Source organism: Flavobacterium cupriresistens (genome assembly GCF_020911925.1).
GTDB classification, from domain to species: domain Bacteria; phylum Bacteroidota; class Bacteroidia; order Flavobacteriales; family Flavobacteriaceae; genus Flavobacterium; species Flavobacterium cupriresistens.
This window is the reverse complement of sequence record NZ_CP087134.1, coordinates 4,229,651-4,245,250: the sequence shown is the minus strand read 5'-3', so window position 1 is coordinate 4,245,250 and position 15,600 is coordinate 4,229,651. Positions and strand designations below refer to the sequence as shown.

The 15,600-nt window shown below is 36.0% G+C and carries 12 protein-coding genes; 8 read left to right on the top strand and 4 right to left on the bottom strand.

Annotated elements, in window-relative coordinates; all coding sequences use genetic code 11:
- Both zwf and gndA read right to left on the bottom strand, forming a co-directional pair.
- Complete coding sequence (gene zwf / locus LNP23_RS17540) at nt 1-1,518, bottom strand: glucose-6-phosphate dehydrogenase (protein ID WP_230002192.1); 1,518 nt, start codon at nt 1,516-1,518, stop codon at nt 1-3.
- Between the two features lie 21 nt (nt 1,519-1,539).
- A complete protein-coding gene (gndA, locus tag LNP23_RS17535; RefSeq protein WP_230002191.1) occupies nt 1,540-2,946 on the bottom strand; it encodes an NADP-dependent phosphogluconate dehydrogenase in 1,407 nt (468 codons plus the stop codon).
- A gap of 361 nt (nt 2,947-3,307) precedes the next feature.
- On the opposite strand from gndA, the gene LNP23_RS17530 reads away from it, so the two are divergent.
- The 7 genes from LNP23_RS17530 (at nt 3,308) to LNP23_RS17500 (ending at nt 13,489) form a co-directional block, all read left to right on the top strand.
- Nucleotides 3,308-3,874 (top strand): RNA polymerase sigma factor, encoded by a 567-nt coding sequence (locus LNP23_RS17530; RefSeq protein ID WP_230002190.1) that lies wholly within the window; start codon nt 3,308-3,310, stop codon nt 3,872-3,874.
- Nucleotides 3,875-4,337: 463 nt separating this feature from the next.
- Entirely contained in the window at nt 4,338-5,183 is an 846-nt protein-coding gene (locus tag LNP23_RS17525; RefSeq protein ID WP_230002189.1) for a FecR family protein, read from the top strand.
- 68 nt (nt 5,184-5,251) lie between these two features.
- A complete protein-coding gene (locus tag LNP23_RS17520; protein ID WP_230002188.1) occupies nt 5,252-8,485 on the top strand; it encodes a TonB-dependent receptor domain-containing protein in 3,234 nt (1,077 codons plus the stop codon).
- A 499-nt stretch (nt 8,486-8,984) separates the two neighbouring features.
- Entirely contained in the window at nt 8,985-10,289 is a 1,305-nt protein-coding gene (locus tag LNP23_RS17515; protein ID WP_230002187.1) for a hypothetical protein, read from the top strand.
- Between the two features lie 128 nt (nt 10,290-10,417).
- A complete protein-coding gene (locus LNP23_RS17510; RefSeq protein WP_230002186.1) occupies nt 10,418-11,263 on the top strand; it encodes a T9SS-dependent choice-of-anchor J family protein in 846 nt (281 codons plus the stop codon).
- Between the two features lie 72 nt (nt 11,264-11,335).
- Complete coding sequence (locus LNP23_RS17505) at nt 11,336-12,109, top strand: hypothetical protein (protein ID WP_230002185.1); 774 nt, start codon at nt 11,336-11,338, stop codon at nt 12,107-12,109.
- 21 nt (nt 12,110-12,130) lie between these two features.
- Complete coding sequence (locus LNP23_RS17500) at nt 12,131-13,489, top strand: S41 family peptidase (RefSeq protein WP_230002184.1); 1,359 nt, start codon at nt 12,131-12,133, stop codon at nt 13,487-13,489.
- Nucleotides 13,490-13,984: 495 nt separating this feature from the next.
- Here LNP23_RS17500 and LNP23_RS17495 read toward each other — a convergent pair whose 3' ends face one another.
- Both LNP23_RS17495 and LNP23_RS17490 read right to left on the bottom strand, forming a co-directional pair.
- A complete protein-coding gene (locus LNP23_RS17495; RefSeq protein ID WP_230002183.1) occupies nt 13,985-14,407 on the bottom strand; it encodes a nuclear transport factor 2 family protein in 423 nt (140 codons plus the stop codon).
- Nucleotides 14,408-14,431: 24 nt separating this feature from the next.
- Nucleotides 14,432-15,100, bottom strand: coding sequence for a response regulator (locus LNP23_RS17490; RefSeq protein ID WP_230002182.1), 669 nt, complete (start codon nt 15,098-15,100; stop codon nt 14,432-14,434).
- A 120-nt stretch (nt 15,101-15,220) separates the two neighbouring features.
- Here LNP23_RS17490 and LNP23_RS17485 point away from each other — a divergent pair, with 120 nt between their 5' ends.
- Nucleotides 15,221-15,445, top strand: coding sequence for a hypothetical protein (locus tag LNP23_RS17485; RefSeq protein ID WP_230002181.1), 225 nt, complete (start codon nt 15,221-15,223; stop codon nt 15,443-15,445).
- Nucleotides 15,446-15,600: the final 155 nt, after the last annotated feature.

The following is a 15,600-nucleotide window of genomic DNA, read 5'->3' as shown; positions in this document are numbered from 1 at the left end:
TTAAATTTCTTCTTTTACGGTAGTTGTTGTGTTAGAAACCCAGGCATGTCCCTGACGTGCAAGTAATTCGTCTGCGGCTTCAGGTCCCCAGCTTCCGGCTTTGTAATTAGGGAAATTGGCAGGGGCATTGTTTTTCCAGAATTCCTGAATGGTGTCGATTGCATCCCAGGCCTGTTCTACCTGATCCCAACGCATAAATAGGGTAGGATCTCCTGCTAAAGCATCTGCAAGCAAGGTTTCATAAGCTTCCGGTGACATTGTAGAACATTGAAAATAGTCAAAAACCATTTCTGCAGGTCGCAAAGAAAGCGAAAGTCCCGGTTTTTTAGTCATAAACTGCAGCTTGATGTCCATAGAGGGCTGAATGTTTATGATCAATCGGTTAGGCGTCATTCCTTCATTGCCATAAGAAAAGGAGGAATGCGGTACCGGTTTGAACTGAATCACGATCGAGGACTGTTTTTCCTGCATTCTTTTTCCGGTGCGCAGGTAAAAAGGAACGCCTTGCCATCTCCAGTTATCGAGATAAATTTTCATCGCAACATAGGTTTCAGTATTAGAATCCGGTGCGACTCCTTTGTCCTTACGGTATTCTGGAACGGGATTTCCTTGTATAAATCCTGCATCGTATTGACCTCTTACGGTATAATGATCGACCTCATTTGGTTTTATACGACGGATAGAACGCAACACATCTGCTTTGCGACTTCTGATATCATCTGCATCTAAAGAAGCGGGAGCTTCCATGGCAGTCATGCACAAAATTTGAAGCAGGTGATTTTGGATCATGTCCTTTAAGGCTCCAACTCCTTCATAGAATCCGCCACGATCTTCAACTCCTACTTCTTCTGCCACAGTAATTTGGACAAAATCAATAAAATTACGGCTCCATAAGGGTTCAAACATAGAATTTCCAAAACGGAAAGCAAGGATATTTTGAACGGTTTCTTTCCCTAAATAATGATCAATACGGTAAATCTGTTCTTCCTTGAAAGTTTCAGAAAGCATCTCGTTAAGTTCAATCGCCGAAGTCTTATCGTATCCGAATGGTTTTTCGATAATAATACGATCTTGTTTGGCATTCGCAGCAAGACCTATTTTCTTGATATTACTCGAGATAGTGGTAATGAAAGAAGGGGCTATAGACAGGTAAAAAAGACGATTGGCTCGCAGACCAAAAGACTCATCGATGGCATTTAACTTGGAATCTAATTCCTGATAGGATTCTTCTTTGTCAATGTCGTGTCTGAGATAGGTAATATGCGAAATGAATTTCTGAGTATCTTCAAGGGAAAGCCCTGATTTTCTCGAAAATTTCTCTAAATTTTCCAAAACATAACTGCGAAACTCCTCATTGGTTTTTTCGGCTCTTCCCAGTGCTATAATCTGAAATTTTTCATCCATACGACCATCGAGATATAGATTTTGAAAGGCAGGGAAAAGCTTTCTTTTAGCTAAATCACCTGAGGCTCCAAAAATAACAATGATTGTTGGGTTTATATTTTTAACAGTACTCATTTTTGTTTTGCTTAAAGGTTCTTAATCATTCCATTGGGTATGAAAGATGCCCGGAGCATCAATACGTTCATAAGTATGCGCTCCAAAATAATCGCGCTGAGCCTGTATTAGGTTGGTTGGAAGATTTTCTGACCTGTAAGAATCAAAATAAGCCAATGAATTCATTAGTCCGGCAGTTGGTAAACCATTTTGCACGGCAAATTGAATAATGGTTCTGATACCTTTCTGACTTTCATTCAGTTTTGCTGCTATATTCGAATCTAAAAGTATGTTGGGTAAATCGGTATTTTGTGCGAATGCTTTTCTGAAATCTTCCAGTACTTCTGCACGAATGATACAACCACCACGCCATATTTTTGTTACGGTCTCTAAGTTTAAGTCGTAATTGTATTCTTTTGAAGCCGTTTTTAACATGGCCAGTCCTTGCGCATAGGTAATCAGGGTAGAAAAATACAAAGCTGATTTTAACGACGCAATCGCTTCCGTTGTGTCCACAGTTGTTTTTGCATTTTCCCAGATTAATTTTGTTGCTGCCTCAATTCTCTCGGGTTTGCTTTTAGACATATCACGCATAAACACTGCAGCATCAATAGTAGGGACAGGTACTTGCAGATCCATCGCATTTTGTGATGTCCATTTTCCGGTTCCTTTAGACTTTGCCCAATCCGATATTTGATTGATTAACCTTGAACCATCCGGTTCTGTTTTTTTAAGGATCTGTGCTGTTATTTCGATTAAGAATGATTTAAGATCGCTCTCGTTCCATTCTTCAAACGTTTTTTGAATAGTATCTTCATCGAGATTATAACCACGCTTCATCAGATCATAAATTTCTGAAATAAGCTGCATAATTCCGTATTCGATTCCATTATGAACCATTTTTACATAATTACCCGCTGATCCGTTCCCCAGATATTCCACGCAAGGTTCTCCATCGACTTTTGCTGCAATAGCTTCAAAAATCGGACGAAGTCTTTCGTACGCTTTTTTATCTCCTCCAGGCATCATACTAGGACCAAATCTCGCTCCTTTTTCTCCTCCCGAAATTCCCATACCAAAGAAATGAATTCCTTTTGCAGATAATTCAAGGAATCTTCGGTCTGTGTCGGTGAAGTATGTATTACCACCATCAATCAGAATGTCTCCTTCATCAAGGTGAGGTAAAAGGCTTTGGATGGCGCTATCGACAGGCTTACCGGCTGGTACCAAAAGCATAATGGCTCTTGGACGTTTGATAAGTTCCACAAAATGCTTAACGTCTGTTGTTGCTTCGAGGGTATGCTCCGCATCGGCTTCTTGCTGAAGTGAATTTACTTTTTCGGCATCTAAATCTAAGCCCGCTGCGGCGAATTTTTGGCTGGCAATGTTTAAAAGTAGGTTACGGCCCATTACGCCGAGCCCAACAATGCCAAAATCAAATGTGTTCATAATTTTTTAAATTAACTAAATTGTTAGTGTGTTGTTGTTTACAATACGACAAGGAAATACGCTGTATTGCTAATGTTCCGCTAAATTAGACAAAAAGGTTGGAATATTATAAAATAAACTCGAGCCTTTAAAGCTTTGCTGAGTAAACAGGAGATTTAAACGAAATTCAAGGAAAAGTTGGATGAAATTTATTTGTGCTCGAAAACAGCTATTTTTAATCCTACCGCTTTTTTTGTTTTGAAAAAGGAGGATTGCTTCGGAAGGGCATATTAATAAATCATTAAATGAATGGGTTATCAAAATAAGGAAAGTTAGTTTAAGGTAATTTTGTAAGGATACCTTACACCTTTAAAATTGCATTATGAATACTATTTTGATTACCAGATTGCGCGACGGAGACGATTCTTGTTTTAAAGAAATCTATGAGCTATATCACTTCAAAGTGTATTGTTTTGTTAAAAAGTATGCTGCTCAGCCTGCCGATGTAGAGGATATAACACAGAATGTCTTCATTCATATCTGGAAATACCGCACTAAAATAGATCCTTCCATTCCGTTAGACTCGATTTTGTTTAAAAGTTGCAAACAGGAAATTTCAAAATGGTATAAAAAACAGAATGAAATTTTTTCGATGGAGTATGAACAGTTGGTAAAAGATCTGGATGAAACCGATGAAGCAGAGGAGACAGTCTCTTTAAATCTGGAAAAAATAGAAATACTATTGCAGCAGATTCCGGAGAAAAGAAGAAAAATTTTTACCCTGCATAAGTTTGACGAAATGAGTTACAAGGAAATTGCCACCGAAATGGGAATGTCCCAAAGTGCTGTGGCCAACCAGATCTCCAAAACCTTACAGTATCTTAAGAAGAATTCTATAAAGAGCCATGAACTTTATTGGTTTCTTTTAATGTTCATTAACCATAATTAAACTTTGATTTTTGGACTGTATTTCGGAAATATTTAAGGCAAATTATTGATTGTGATTCTGTTGATTTTTTCTTTTAACACATAGAAACATAGATGCGGAATTTATAATTTGTGGTGATTTAAGGAAAACATAATTTTTTCGCATAGCCTTATGTGATTTGTTTTTTAGTGCAAAGTCTTTTTAGACTTTTTTGACCATATCTCTGTGTGTTAAAATGAATTGCATCCAACGCGTTGTGTTATAAAATTGCGTGACAAGTGTAAATTAAATGTAAGTTGTTTTGAGTCGTTTTTTTCTAATGAATTGTTTTTTAATCGGTTTCATTGTTTTTTGCTTTTTAAGGCATTAACAAATCGTTAAGTGTCGCGACCCCCTGTGATTTTTTGGAGTAAAAATATCTAATGTAGTTAGACAGGAGAAATTCTGGAGTTTTTCCTAAAATATTAATTTTTACTAAGATAAAATGAAATCGTACAGACTACGTGAAGAATGGGATGAGTTGCCACAAAAAGGATTATTTTCGGAAGAGGCAAAACTCAGAATGTGGACTAACATTCTCCGCGCAACAAACAATAGACGCAGACGTAATTACCAAAGAGCAATCGCAGCTTGCGCGGTGCTTTTTCTATCGATTGCCGCTTACCACACTTTTTTGGCATTCAATTTTTCCAGGAAACCCGAAATTATCACACAGACATTTCCTCAGGACATAAGACTATTGCGTCTTTCTGACGGTACCCGTGTTTGGGTAAATGAAAATACTCAGATTGAATATCCCGAACATTTTGCGGCTAATGAACGAATTGTAAAATTAAAAGGAGAAGCTTTTTTTGAAGTAGCGAGAGATACTACGAGGCCTTTTATTATCAGTTCCGGTGATATCAAAACGACGGTTTTAGGAACTTCCTTTAATGTAAAAGCGTACGGAAAAATAGCAGAGGTAAATGTGAGAACCGGAAAGGTAAAAGTAGAAAGTACTCAAAATGCTGTTTTTTTAGAACGAGGATATGCAGCACTATTTTTTCCAAAAGAGAACAGAGTTAAAAAACACAAAACTACTGAGTTGGAACCACAATGGAAAAAAGCACTGCTTGATGTTGATGGCCTAACGCTCGTTGCTGTTATCGAGAAACTTAAATCTGATCATGTCTTTAAATTGGAATACGCCAGCGAAGACCTGAAACAACTTCAAATAAAAGGAACACTTGATACCAGACAAGGTCTTTCCGAAATACTACAAACAATTGCATTTGCTCTTGAAGTTAAAATCAAACCCATCGGGGAGAATAAATTTTTAGTAAGCAAATAAGCTTTATCCGCTAAGAAAACATACGATTTCCTATAACCTAATATACCATTAAAACAAATTATTTACTTATGAGCTATTTTTTCAGGCAATTTCCGATTGCCATACAAATGCTGTTTTTTAGCCTATTCCTCAGTACAACCGCCACCTTTGCACAATCTGGAACCGTGTCGGTAGATTTTAAAAATGCTTCACCAAAAGAAATTTTTGAAAATTTAGAATCCCGAACTCCTTATCGCTTTATTTATCAAAAAGATATAGATTTTAGTAAACCATTGATCAATCTTAAAAAAGAGAATGTAACGATTGATGAAGTATTAAAAGAATTAGAGCTGCTTACTAATCTTAATTTTAGAAGAAACAATACCAATATTGCTGTCAATAAAAGGATCGCATCGACAAAAAAAGTAGGAGGTATTTCCGGAAAAATTGTCGACAAAAATGGCTTGGCTTTGCCGGGAGCCTCAGTGAAAGTCATAGAAACCGCAAATGCAATTGTTTCTGATTTTGACGGAAATTATTCTTTTGCACTGGAAGAGGGTTCTTATACCTTGGAAGTGAGTTATGTTTCCTTTCAAAACCAGAAAATTACAGATATAAAAGTGGGAGATGCAGCTGAAATAGTTTTGAATGTAGTCTTAAAAGACGATGCGGAATCATTGGATGAAGTGGTAATCACCCAAACCTATCAAAAAGCGACCGCTTCTACGGAAGGAATGCTGCTTCAGCAAAAGAAAGCCGCTCAGTTTTCTGATGGAATTTCTGCCGAACAAATTGCCAGAACACCGGATAAGGATGTCGGAAGTACCCTAAAACGTATTACAGGAGTAACCACAATTGATGATAAATATGTGGTCGTACGTTCGATGGGAGAACGTTGGAATCAAGCGGTAATGGACGGGGTTAATTTGCCAAGTACTGATCCGAATGTACAACAGTTTAATTTTGATATTATTCCCACGGCAATGGTAGAAAGTGTTGTAGTCAGTAAAAATGCAACTCCGGATATGAATGCCAATTTTGCCGGAGGGTATGTAGAAGTAAAAACAAAAGATATTCCGAAGAAAAATTTTATGTCCTTTACCGTCGGAAGTTCTTATAATAGCCGTAGTACGTTTAAAGATCGTCTGAGCAAACAAGAAGGTTCAAATGATTATATCGGGTTTGATGATGGGACCAGAGACTATCCTTCCGGTTTAGTAAATATTGCTTTGCCTACCACGGAGGCGACATCAGGGCCTTTTTTAGAGCAATCGAAAAAATTTACGGAGGATAATTTTACTACTTATAAAACCTATGCCGCTCCCGGAACTTCGTTGCAGTTTGCTTTGGGGCAGGTATATGAGTTAAAAGACAATAATAAACTTGGTTTTGTAGGTTCTGTTATTTTCAAAAACACACAAGATCAGTTGCAAATTGACCACACCGAAAGAGGTACCTATATGACCAACTCGGAGTTTACACCGGAACAGGAAGAAGGTTATTCGACTTTTAAAAGATATGGATTTAAAAACTCGGGTGCTTCCTATAATTTCAATTCAACTTTAGGCGGAATGTTGAATGCGGGTATTCAGCTAGGAAAGCATAAAATTGCCATTCGCAATACCTACATGCACATGTACGACAACCAACTGACTCAAATTACAGGTTGGAATTTCTACGCAGGAAACGTCGAAGGAATTGTAAAAGGAACTTATTTGCCTTTTACCAAAGAAACTGATTATCCGGTTTACCAGACTTTCATTCAAAATAAAATAGAAGGAAATCATCGTTTTGAGAATTTTGAGATCAATTGGTTTGGGGCTTTTGCGAGTACTTCAAAAGATACTAAAGACGCTACTTTTTTAACCAGTTACAGAAGAAAAGTGGGAAGTGATGTTCAGTTGTATCAACAAATTTATAATGCTGATCCGGATGCTTTTAAAAGATCCAATTTTACAAACAACGAGAAAGATTATAATGTAGGAATTAATTTTAATTATGCTTTTGATTTAGGAGAATCGGTCAAAAACAACGTAAAAGCAGGATATTTCGGGACTTACAAAATTGCAACCAACCAACAGGAATCATCGGCTCTGAATGTTGTCGGGCAAGGAACAGAAACAGCTATTGTTGATTTTCCTCTTTCGCAATTGCTGGACGGTTCTTATTATCGCTGGGGTGGTTATGGCTGGAACAGGATTACGACTTACGGTAATGAATATGAGGGAGATGTCAAAATTCATTCTCCTTTTTTAATGCTCGATAATAAATTTTCGCAGTACATCAGACTGGTTTGGGGATTGCGTGCCGAAAGTTATGTTTACACCCAAATCGCCAGTCAGTCAGACAATTCGGCTGGTTTTGAAACAACGCAAAAAGATGAGGATGTGTGGCAATACCTTCCTTCTGCGAATTTGACCATTAGCCCTACCAACAAAATGAATATCAGACTGGGGTACACCAAATCGGTCTTGCGACCACAGTTTGCAGAGCGAATCAATATGCCTTATTACGACCCAATACGCGATGCAAAAGTGCTGAATTATACAGGTGGAATTGTCTCTACTCTGGTTGATAATTTTGATTTTAAAGCGGAATGGTTTCCTTCTCAGGGTGAAATTCTGTCTTTTGGAGTATATCATAAAAACATCAAAAATCCAATTGAAGGAGTGACCCAGATTGGTAATGACGGAGGTTCGCGTACCATCTTTAATATGAACTCAGACAGTGCCAAACTATTTGGAGTAGAATTTGAAATTTATAAAAACCTCTCTTTTTTGGGTGAAGGGGATCTTTTGAAAAAAATCTTCCTATGTGGAAATGCCGCTTTTAATGATACAAAAGTAACCGGATATGTAAACATTGACGGTACAGGCGGACTTTATGAAGCCAATCGTCCTTTATACGGACAGGCTCCTTACAATTACAATTTAGGATTGGATTATGTAGGAGAACGTTCAGGATTCAGTATCAGACACAATGCTATTGGGGATCAGTACATTCTGGTTGGTTTTGATTATCAGGCCGAAGAGATCCGTATGCCGTATGCCGTTACCGATGCTCAGGTAAGTTATAAGTTTTTTAAAGAACGAAATTTAGAAATAAAACTAGGAATCAAGAATCTTTTTGATACCGCTATCGAGACGTATAATAATGCCAATAGTTACTCAAAAGATGTGGATTACGATTATGGTTCAAATCCAAGGGATCAGAAGGCACTTGGGGCAGGAGCAACCGATAAATACGATCCGTACATAGACCGAAAAATGTTTAAAGCCTGGAGTGGCAGAAGCTTTAATTTCTCTATGAATTATTCTTTTTAGTAACATTAGATTGTTGATTTTACGGATAAAAGACCATTAAAATTAAGAAAACGTTAAGGAAAGATTTTAGCGTGATTTTTTCCCCTTTTGAAATCTAATGTATATAAAGGAGACGATCTATTTTTAGCTATAAAGTAAATCTGTTTTGATATTAATTTCTTTGAAAAACTGCTACAAGTCAAACACTACATCTTAACAGACGTACACAATCTGCAAAAAAAATCCAGACCGAAAAAAGCGCGTCAGAATGGTACAATAGATTTTTACGTTCTCTACAACTTATAGTATGGTTTGTTTCAGATTTTGAAGAAAATGAGCCTTTCACCGGAACCCTAAAAGTGAAAGAGGAATACTCAGGGATAGTCTCCGGAGGTAAGACGGAAACCTATAAAATACATTACCAAAAAAAGGAAAGGTCAAAGGGAAGAAAATTTGCTGCTCCTCCCAAAGACCTCAAGTGTAAAATATTAGCAGCAAAGTTAATCAAAATTCAGTTATCATGAAAAAAGTTTTTTTGTTCGCGATTGCCATTCTTTTCTTCAATTCTTGTCAAAATGATGAAGCAACAAGTGCTGATTCTTCATTTGCAATGAAATCTGCAAGTGCAGATTATTCAGGTTACCCAGCTACAGTACAAACAGTAAGTGGTAACATTACAACTAACACTACTTGGACAAACGACAGAGTTTGGGAAGTTAGCGGAGTAGTTCGTGTTATTGGAGCGAAATTAACGATACAACCGGGAACTTTTATTAAAGCTAAAGTATTAGGTTCAGGAGTTGCTACAGGGGTATTGGTTATCACAAAAACAGGTCAGATTGATGCTCAGGGTACTGCTGCTTCTCCTGTTATTTTTACAAGTTTCAATTTGTTAGACGGAAACGCTGCTACTAAAGCGACTCCTGGTGACTTTGGTGGTCTTGTTCTTTTAGGAGATGCACAAGTAAATACAGGAGTTACTACTAACGTTATCGAAGGTTTAGGAGATCAACCAAACCCTTCTGATTTTTACTACGGAGGAACAAACAACGCTCACAATGCCGGAGCTTTAAACTATGTTCGTATCGAGTTCGCTGGTCGTATTTTAGATGCTACAACTGGTGTTGAGATCAATGGTTTAACTCTTGGTGGTGTTGGTAGCGGTACTGTTATCGATCACGTTCAGGTATCTTACGGAAGAGATGATTCATTCGAATTTTTCGGTGGAACTGTAAATGCAAGCCATTTAGTTTCTTTTGCTCCGGATGATGACAACTTTGATTTTGATTTTGGTTATACAGGATCAATCACTAAAGCGATCGCTATTGCAGATAAAGATTCTACACACAGTTTAAGCGGTGGAAACCCGGATTCAAATGGTATAGAATTAGACAATAATGCTACAGGTACAAGTACTGCAATCATTACAAGACCGGTTATCTCTCAATTGTCTATCATTGGTGCTAGTTCATCTACAAATGCTGCTCTTTATGAGAATGCTATTCACGTACGTAGATTAGGTCAAATCAACCTTTCGAATGTTACTGTTACAGGATACCTTACAGGAATCAGATGGGAAAGCCCTTCTTTACCTGCAAACTCTACATGGAGTCTTTTATCAGTTCACGGTTTCACAAATCCGGTATTGCCTGTTGGTACAGCTTTAGGTTTTGGTAGTACTACTTCTACTGTAAGCCCTGCTACAGCATGGGGTTTAACACAACCATTCTTTAATGATGGTACATTAAACTTCGCTGGTGCAACTGGTGCATTTAAAACGGAAGCAAACTGGACAAATACTTGGACTAAGTTTACTAACTTTTAATAGTACTGTAAATTAATAATACAATTTAACGGGGCTGTCTGAAGAGTTTTTTATTGTTTTTTTTATAAAGAGTAGGATATGGTTTGATTCCTCACTTTTTAGGCAGCCTTTGTTTTAAATAGATAAAAATGAAGAAAAAATTACTCGTATTGGTTTTTATGCTTATATCCGGAATTGCATCTGCACAGTTTGCAATTTGGGAAGATGATTTTGACGATGCCGAGGCATCAGATTGGACTTTTTTGGATGCTGATGGTGATGCCATAAATTGGATTACGCGAACTAATATTCAGATTGATGGAAATGGTGTCGTAACAGACGGGACTTTCAAAGTACTGGGAACTTATAATATTGATATGGCTTCGGGAGCGCCTCTTGGAGTGGAACAGAAAAACTGGGCCATCATGCCGGCGGTAGATTTATCCTATTATGCAGGAAACATGCAATTAATTTTAAATGCTCAAAAAGCGATTTATGACGGACCTGATAATTTATATGTTTATGTTTCTACAACAGATACTGATCTTAAATCGTTTACTCAGATTGGGGTTTTAGAATTAACAAGAGTATCCACTTTAGATGCAGAATTTAAAGATTATACACTGGACATTTCTCAATTTGCAGGAAAAACTCAAGTGTATTTCGCGTTTTTAAATGCGCCTAATTTTGTAGTAGGTTATGAAATTGATAAAGTTTCAATTACAGCAACATCATTAGGATTGAAAGACTTACAAGGAAAAAAAGAAATTGCATTAAAACAAAATCCTGTTGAGAATGATTTGCAATTAGAGTTGAACAGCACCCTAAATGAAGAAGAAATTGCACTAAAAATATACAATACAGCAGGTGTATTGGTTAAAGAATCGAAATATAATAAAACAGGAATTACTGTCGGTAACTTGTCGGGAGGCGTTTATTTTCTTGTTATTGAATACGGAGATGCAGTCGAAAAAATAAAATTTATCAAAAAATAGATTGGTATTGTAAAAAGAGAATTGATCTATACCAACACCAACAAGAATATCATTTTTAATAGTTTACAACTCATGACGAATATAGTAAAAGCAATAGTTCTCTTTTTTATTACAAGCCTTTTGATTGCCGCCTGCAGCAACGACGAATTAACACCCTTGTACGAGGAACAAAAAGCAGGAAAAGTAGTGATACGCGGTTATAATGGAGCACAGGATTCCATTCAGGTTTCCTTAAATGGTAAATTGCTGGTGGTTGATAAACGCAACGCCTTTTTGAAAAAAACAGAAAATAATTACGAATTTGTATTTTACGGTCAGAGCAGTAAAACTGTAGTGATTAGTCTTAAAAAAACAAAGCAAATTCTACATTCATATACTTTTACTACCGCAAAACCGGTAGATACAGTTTCTTTTTACACCAAAGAAAATGTTTGGATAGAAAATGTACTCGCTAATAAACCCGGAACCCTTAGCGCAGCTGGAAACACAGGCTATAAATTTATTTTCCCTTCCGTAAATCAGTATTCTAAAAGTGGTTACAACGGTACTTTGGATGCAATCTTAAGAAAAACCAACGGACAACAAATAGGCCGTATAGAAAACATAAAGAAAGACCGTTTCAGTACCTTTTTTGAGTTTCCGTTCAGTTTACCCCCAATCGTCAATGTTGAGCTAGTCAAACACGGAACAGATGAATCTTATGTACCAGGGAGAAAAGTATCTTTTTTGATGGTGATGCAAAAGAATAAATCAAAGTTAATCGTACTGGAAGAAAAAGCGGATGCAAATGGTGCTTTTTCAGGAGTAGATGGAAGTATTAATTTGACGGATTATTTTTCTTTTTAAATTTTGAATGACTTCCAATCCATGAAAAAATATCATTTTACTTTACGTTTTTTCGTCCTTGTTTTTTCTTTGATGATTTCCTGTCAAAGTGATCCCGTTCCGGTTACTTACGAAGAAGGAACTAATCAATATGTAAATGACTGGATGTATGAACAAATGAAAAAGTATTATTTATGGAACGAAAGTCTGCCTAAAAACACAGATAAGTCGCTAAATCCAAAAGAATATTTTGGGAGACTATTAAGTACGGAGGATCGATTTTCTTATGCAACAAATGTGATGTTGCCGGAAACAGCTCCTAAAAGCATTAGAATCTCCTACGGATTTGATATTTCTTTTATTGAATATGAATCACAAGTTTATGGTGTTGTTTTATATGTACTTTCCGATTCGCCTGCAGAACGATCAGGTCTTAAAAGAGGTCAATTGATAAAAGCAATAAACGGGGTTGCGGTAAACAATCAAAATTTGGAACGTTTGTATGCCGATATACTCAATTCTGAACGTATAAATTTGAAACTTACATCATATTCCTCGCAGTCCGGATTTTCAACTGCAAAAGAAATGGAGATAATTCGGGGGTTTACTTTTTCTCAGTCTGTAATTCATAAAGTTATTTCAAATAATAATCAAAAAACAGGGTACATCGCCATCGCTCATTTTGATAGCGGACTTGCAGCGACATTGTTGTCCGTCTTTAAGGAGTTTAAAAAGGAATCAGTCACCAAAGTGATCGTCGATTTGAGATATAATGGAGGTGGAGACGTCTCATCGGCAACAGCATTAAGTATTCTTTTGGCTCCAAACATTAAACCGGATGATTTGTTTATAAAATTTAAAGGAAATAAAAACGGAGGTTTTGTAAATAAGTCCTTTAAAGAAGCATTGGAAATGAACGAAACTCAAATTGGTTTTGAATCCTTAAGAACTGCACACCCATTATTAATTCAGGAGCTGTATGTGTTATGTGGAACGCATACCGCATCGGCTTCTGAAATAATTATCAATAATTTAAAGCCGTTTATGCCCGTAATTTCGATAGGCGAAAAGACCGTAGGAAAAGATGTAGCAGGTTTTGCTATAGAAGATGAAAGACCTTCTTCAGGTAACAAGGGATGGGTTTTATATCCCGTGATTTATAAGTTATTTAATGCCAACGACGAAGGCAATTATACCAAAGGAATAAACCCCGTTGTTGCGCTAGACGAACTACAGGAAATGGAAATTTTTCCCTTAGGAGATCCCAGAGAAATTTTAATCAATAGAGCTTTGAATGGGGTAGTGAACGCTAAACAAAATAAAAGCTCAGCTGTAAAAAGACTATCCTTAAAAACAATTTACAAGGATACAGATCCTTTCTTACAGATTAATTTGAAATAAAAATTTAGCGATTCTAGAGAGAAAAAGTAATCTTGTACAGCTATGGGCAAAAAAAGTTTGACACGAATTACACGAATTTGCACGAATTAAAATTTTAATCAATAAAAAGAATTAGCGTCAATTCGTGTAATTCGAGGCAAAAAAATCTGTGCGAATCTTTTTAATCTGTGGCAAAAAAGTTTGACACGAATTACACGAATTTGCACGAATTAAAATTTTAATTAATTAAAAAGAATTAGCGTCAATTCGTGTAATTCGAGACAAAAAAAATCTGTGTGAATCTTTTTAATCTGTGGCAAAAAAAATTAGTGCCAATTCGTGAAATCCGTGTTTAAAAAAGATCAGAACAACCGAATAGGTGTAAAATGTTTTGTTGTGTTTGTGTCTCGTTCTGAATAAGCCAATTTTGTGTCAACTTATTTTGGGACGGGACTTTTTTATGACAATCGTTTTTCGCTAGCATGTCTAACGGCATTATGGGAAATGAAACTAGTCTTATTTTTTTTCAAAATTTGTAGAAATTTTATCAACGATATACCAGACCCCATTTAGTTTAATCATATTGAAATAATCAGTAAATACCCTTTTTGGAGTTTCAATTTCACATTTTGCAGAAGCAACATTTTTTGTAAAATTGATATCGAGTATAGAACCTTTGGTATTTTCCATTTTTGGACGAGGTTTAAACCCGGCCAGATAGTTTTTTCTGTTAATTATGGTAATCTGATCGTCTTTGATGAATTTTAAATGGCAGGAAGCATGCATTGCCTTTCCAACTTTTAAAGTATCGCCGGTCATCCAGCCGTCAAAATAAGTTTCGATAGTTTGTTTGATCAAATCCTTTTCTTCTTTTTGGGCATGACTGTTAAAAGAAAAGAATAGGGTTAGCCCCAGGCATAAAATTCTTGTTGTTTTCATTTATAAGTGTTTAAGAATTACAAATTACAATAAACCTAATTTTTTAGCCTTGTCGATTAAGTCTTTATCTCCTCCTTTGCCTTCTAAAAGCTGGTCTTTTATATTGGCTTTGCGTTTTTCAATAGCACTCATGGATAGTGGAATGTAATTGGGCAGATTAACTGTTTTTACGCCCTCTGCCAATAATATCAAAATCTGACTATCATGATTATCCCAGTTTATATTTTTCTTTAATAATTCTCTTTGTGATTCTATTATTGTTGGGCTTTTGTAGAATTCTCCATTTAAAACTTTTTGACAGATGACCGGAAATAATTCAAAATTGATATCGCTTTTTGAGATAAATCCTTCGGGTTTTATTTCTTTAATTATTTTATCAACCGTCAAAGCTTCACTATGCATGGTAAGAAGAACGACTTTACAGAAAGGGAATTTTTTTCTGAGAAGAGAAGCCAAATCAACTCCACTGTTAATGTTTAAATCTTTATAAGGAGGGATGCTAATGTCCAGTAACGCAAAGTGTATTATACTATTCTGTTTTTCGTATAAGTTTATTTTATTATATGCCTCTTCACAATTATAACTTTTTATAAAATGCAAGTTTTTTTCTTGTAAACTACTGTATGACAGTAGGTTAATGTAACTATCGACGGTCATCGGATGATCGTCAACTATTAAAATGTTTAATCCCATAATTTGTAATCTCAATTTACATCAAATCTAGTTAAAATGTTACGGAAATCCCGTACAATTTAGAAAAAATAAAGCTTTTTTTTTACCAAATATTCATGATTAATAAAAAAATACAATTTTATGAGAATTAAATTCTACTTACTGGGACTTGTTTTTGCTTCATTATCAATGGCTTCATGTTCAAATGATGATCTTGAAAATGAGCAAGTTAAAAATTTAAAAACACAAAAAGATGCATTTGCGCGCGAATTGGACTCAAGCAGTATCAAAAGGGAGATAGCACCAACTAATTGTGACGGGGAACATTATGGCGACCCAAGTAATCCGAAACCACCAAGACACTAAAAATTTATTTGCTAATTATTAATATCATTAAGTTCCGATTTATTTCAAAATGTTATATTTGAGATTATAAACAACAATTGTATTTTGGCTATTTCGACCCGGGTTCCTTATTATTTTATTTTTCTCCTTTTTTTCTCGTGTAAGAAAAATGATAC

Coding starts and splice junctions, on each gene's coding strand:
- LNP23_RS17515 (WP_230002187.1), top strand. CDS start 8,985: ATGAAAAAAGTTTTTTTGTTCGCGATTGCCATTCTTTTCTTCAATTCT.
- LNP23_RS17500 (WP_230002184.1), top strand. CDS start 12,131: ATGAAAAAATATCATTTTACTTTACGTTTTTTCGTCCTTGTTTTTTCT.
- gndA (WP_230002191.1), bottom strand. CDS start 2,946: ATGAACACATTTGATTTTGGCATTGTTGGGCTCGGCGTAATGGGCCGT.
- LNP23_RS17490 (WP_230002182.1), bottom strand. CDS start 15,100: ATGGGATTAAACATTTTAATAGTTGACGATCATCCGATGACCGTCGAT.
- LNP23_RS17525 (WP_230002189.1), top strand. CDS start 4,338: ATGAAATCGTACAGACTACGTGAAGAATGGGATGAGTTGCCACAAAAA.
- LNP23_RS17510 (WP_230002186.1), top strand. CDS start 10,418: ATGAAGAAAAAATTACTCGTATTGGTTTTTATGCTTATATCCGGAATT.
- LNP23_RS17485 (WP_230002181.1), top strand. CDS start 15,221: ATGAGAATTAAATTCTACTTACTGGGACTTGTTTTTGCTTCATTATCA.
- zwf (WP_230002192.1), bottom strand. CDS start 1,518: ATGAGTACTGTTAAAAATATAAACCCAACAATCATTGTTATTTTTGGA.
- LNP23_RS17495 (WP_230002183.1), bottom strand. CDS start 14,407: ATGAAAACAACAAGAATTTTATGCCTGGGGCTAACCCTATTCTTTTCT.
- LNP23_RS17505 (WP_230002185.1), top strand. CDS start 11,336: ATGACGAATATAGTAAAAGCAATAGTTCTCTTTTTTATTACAAGCCTT.
- LNP23_RS17530 (WP_230002190.1), top strand. CDS start 3,308: ATGAATACTATTTTGATTACCAGATTGCGCGACGGAGACGATTCTTGT.
- LNP23_RS17520 (WP_230002188.1), top strand. CDS start 5,252: ATGAGCTATTTTTTCAGGCAATTTCCGATTGCCATACAAATGCTGTTT.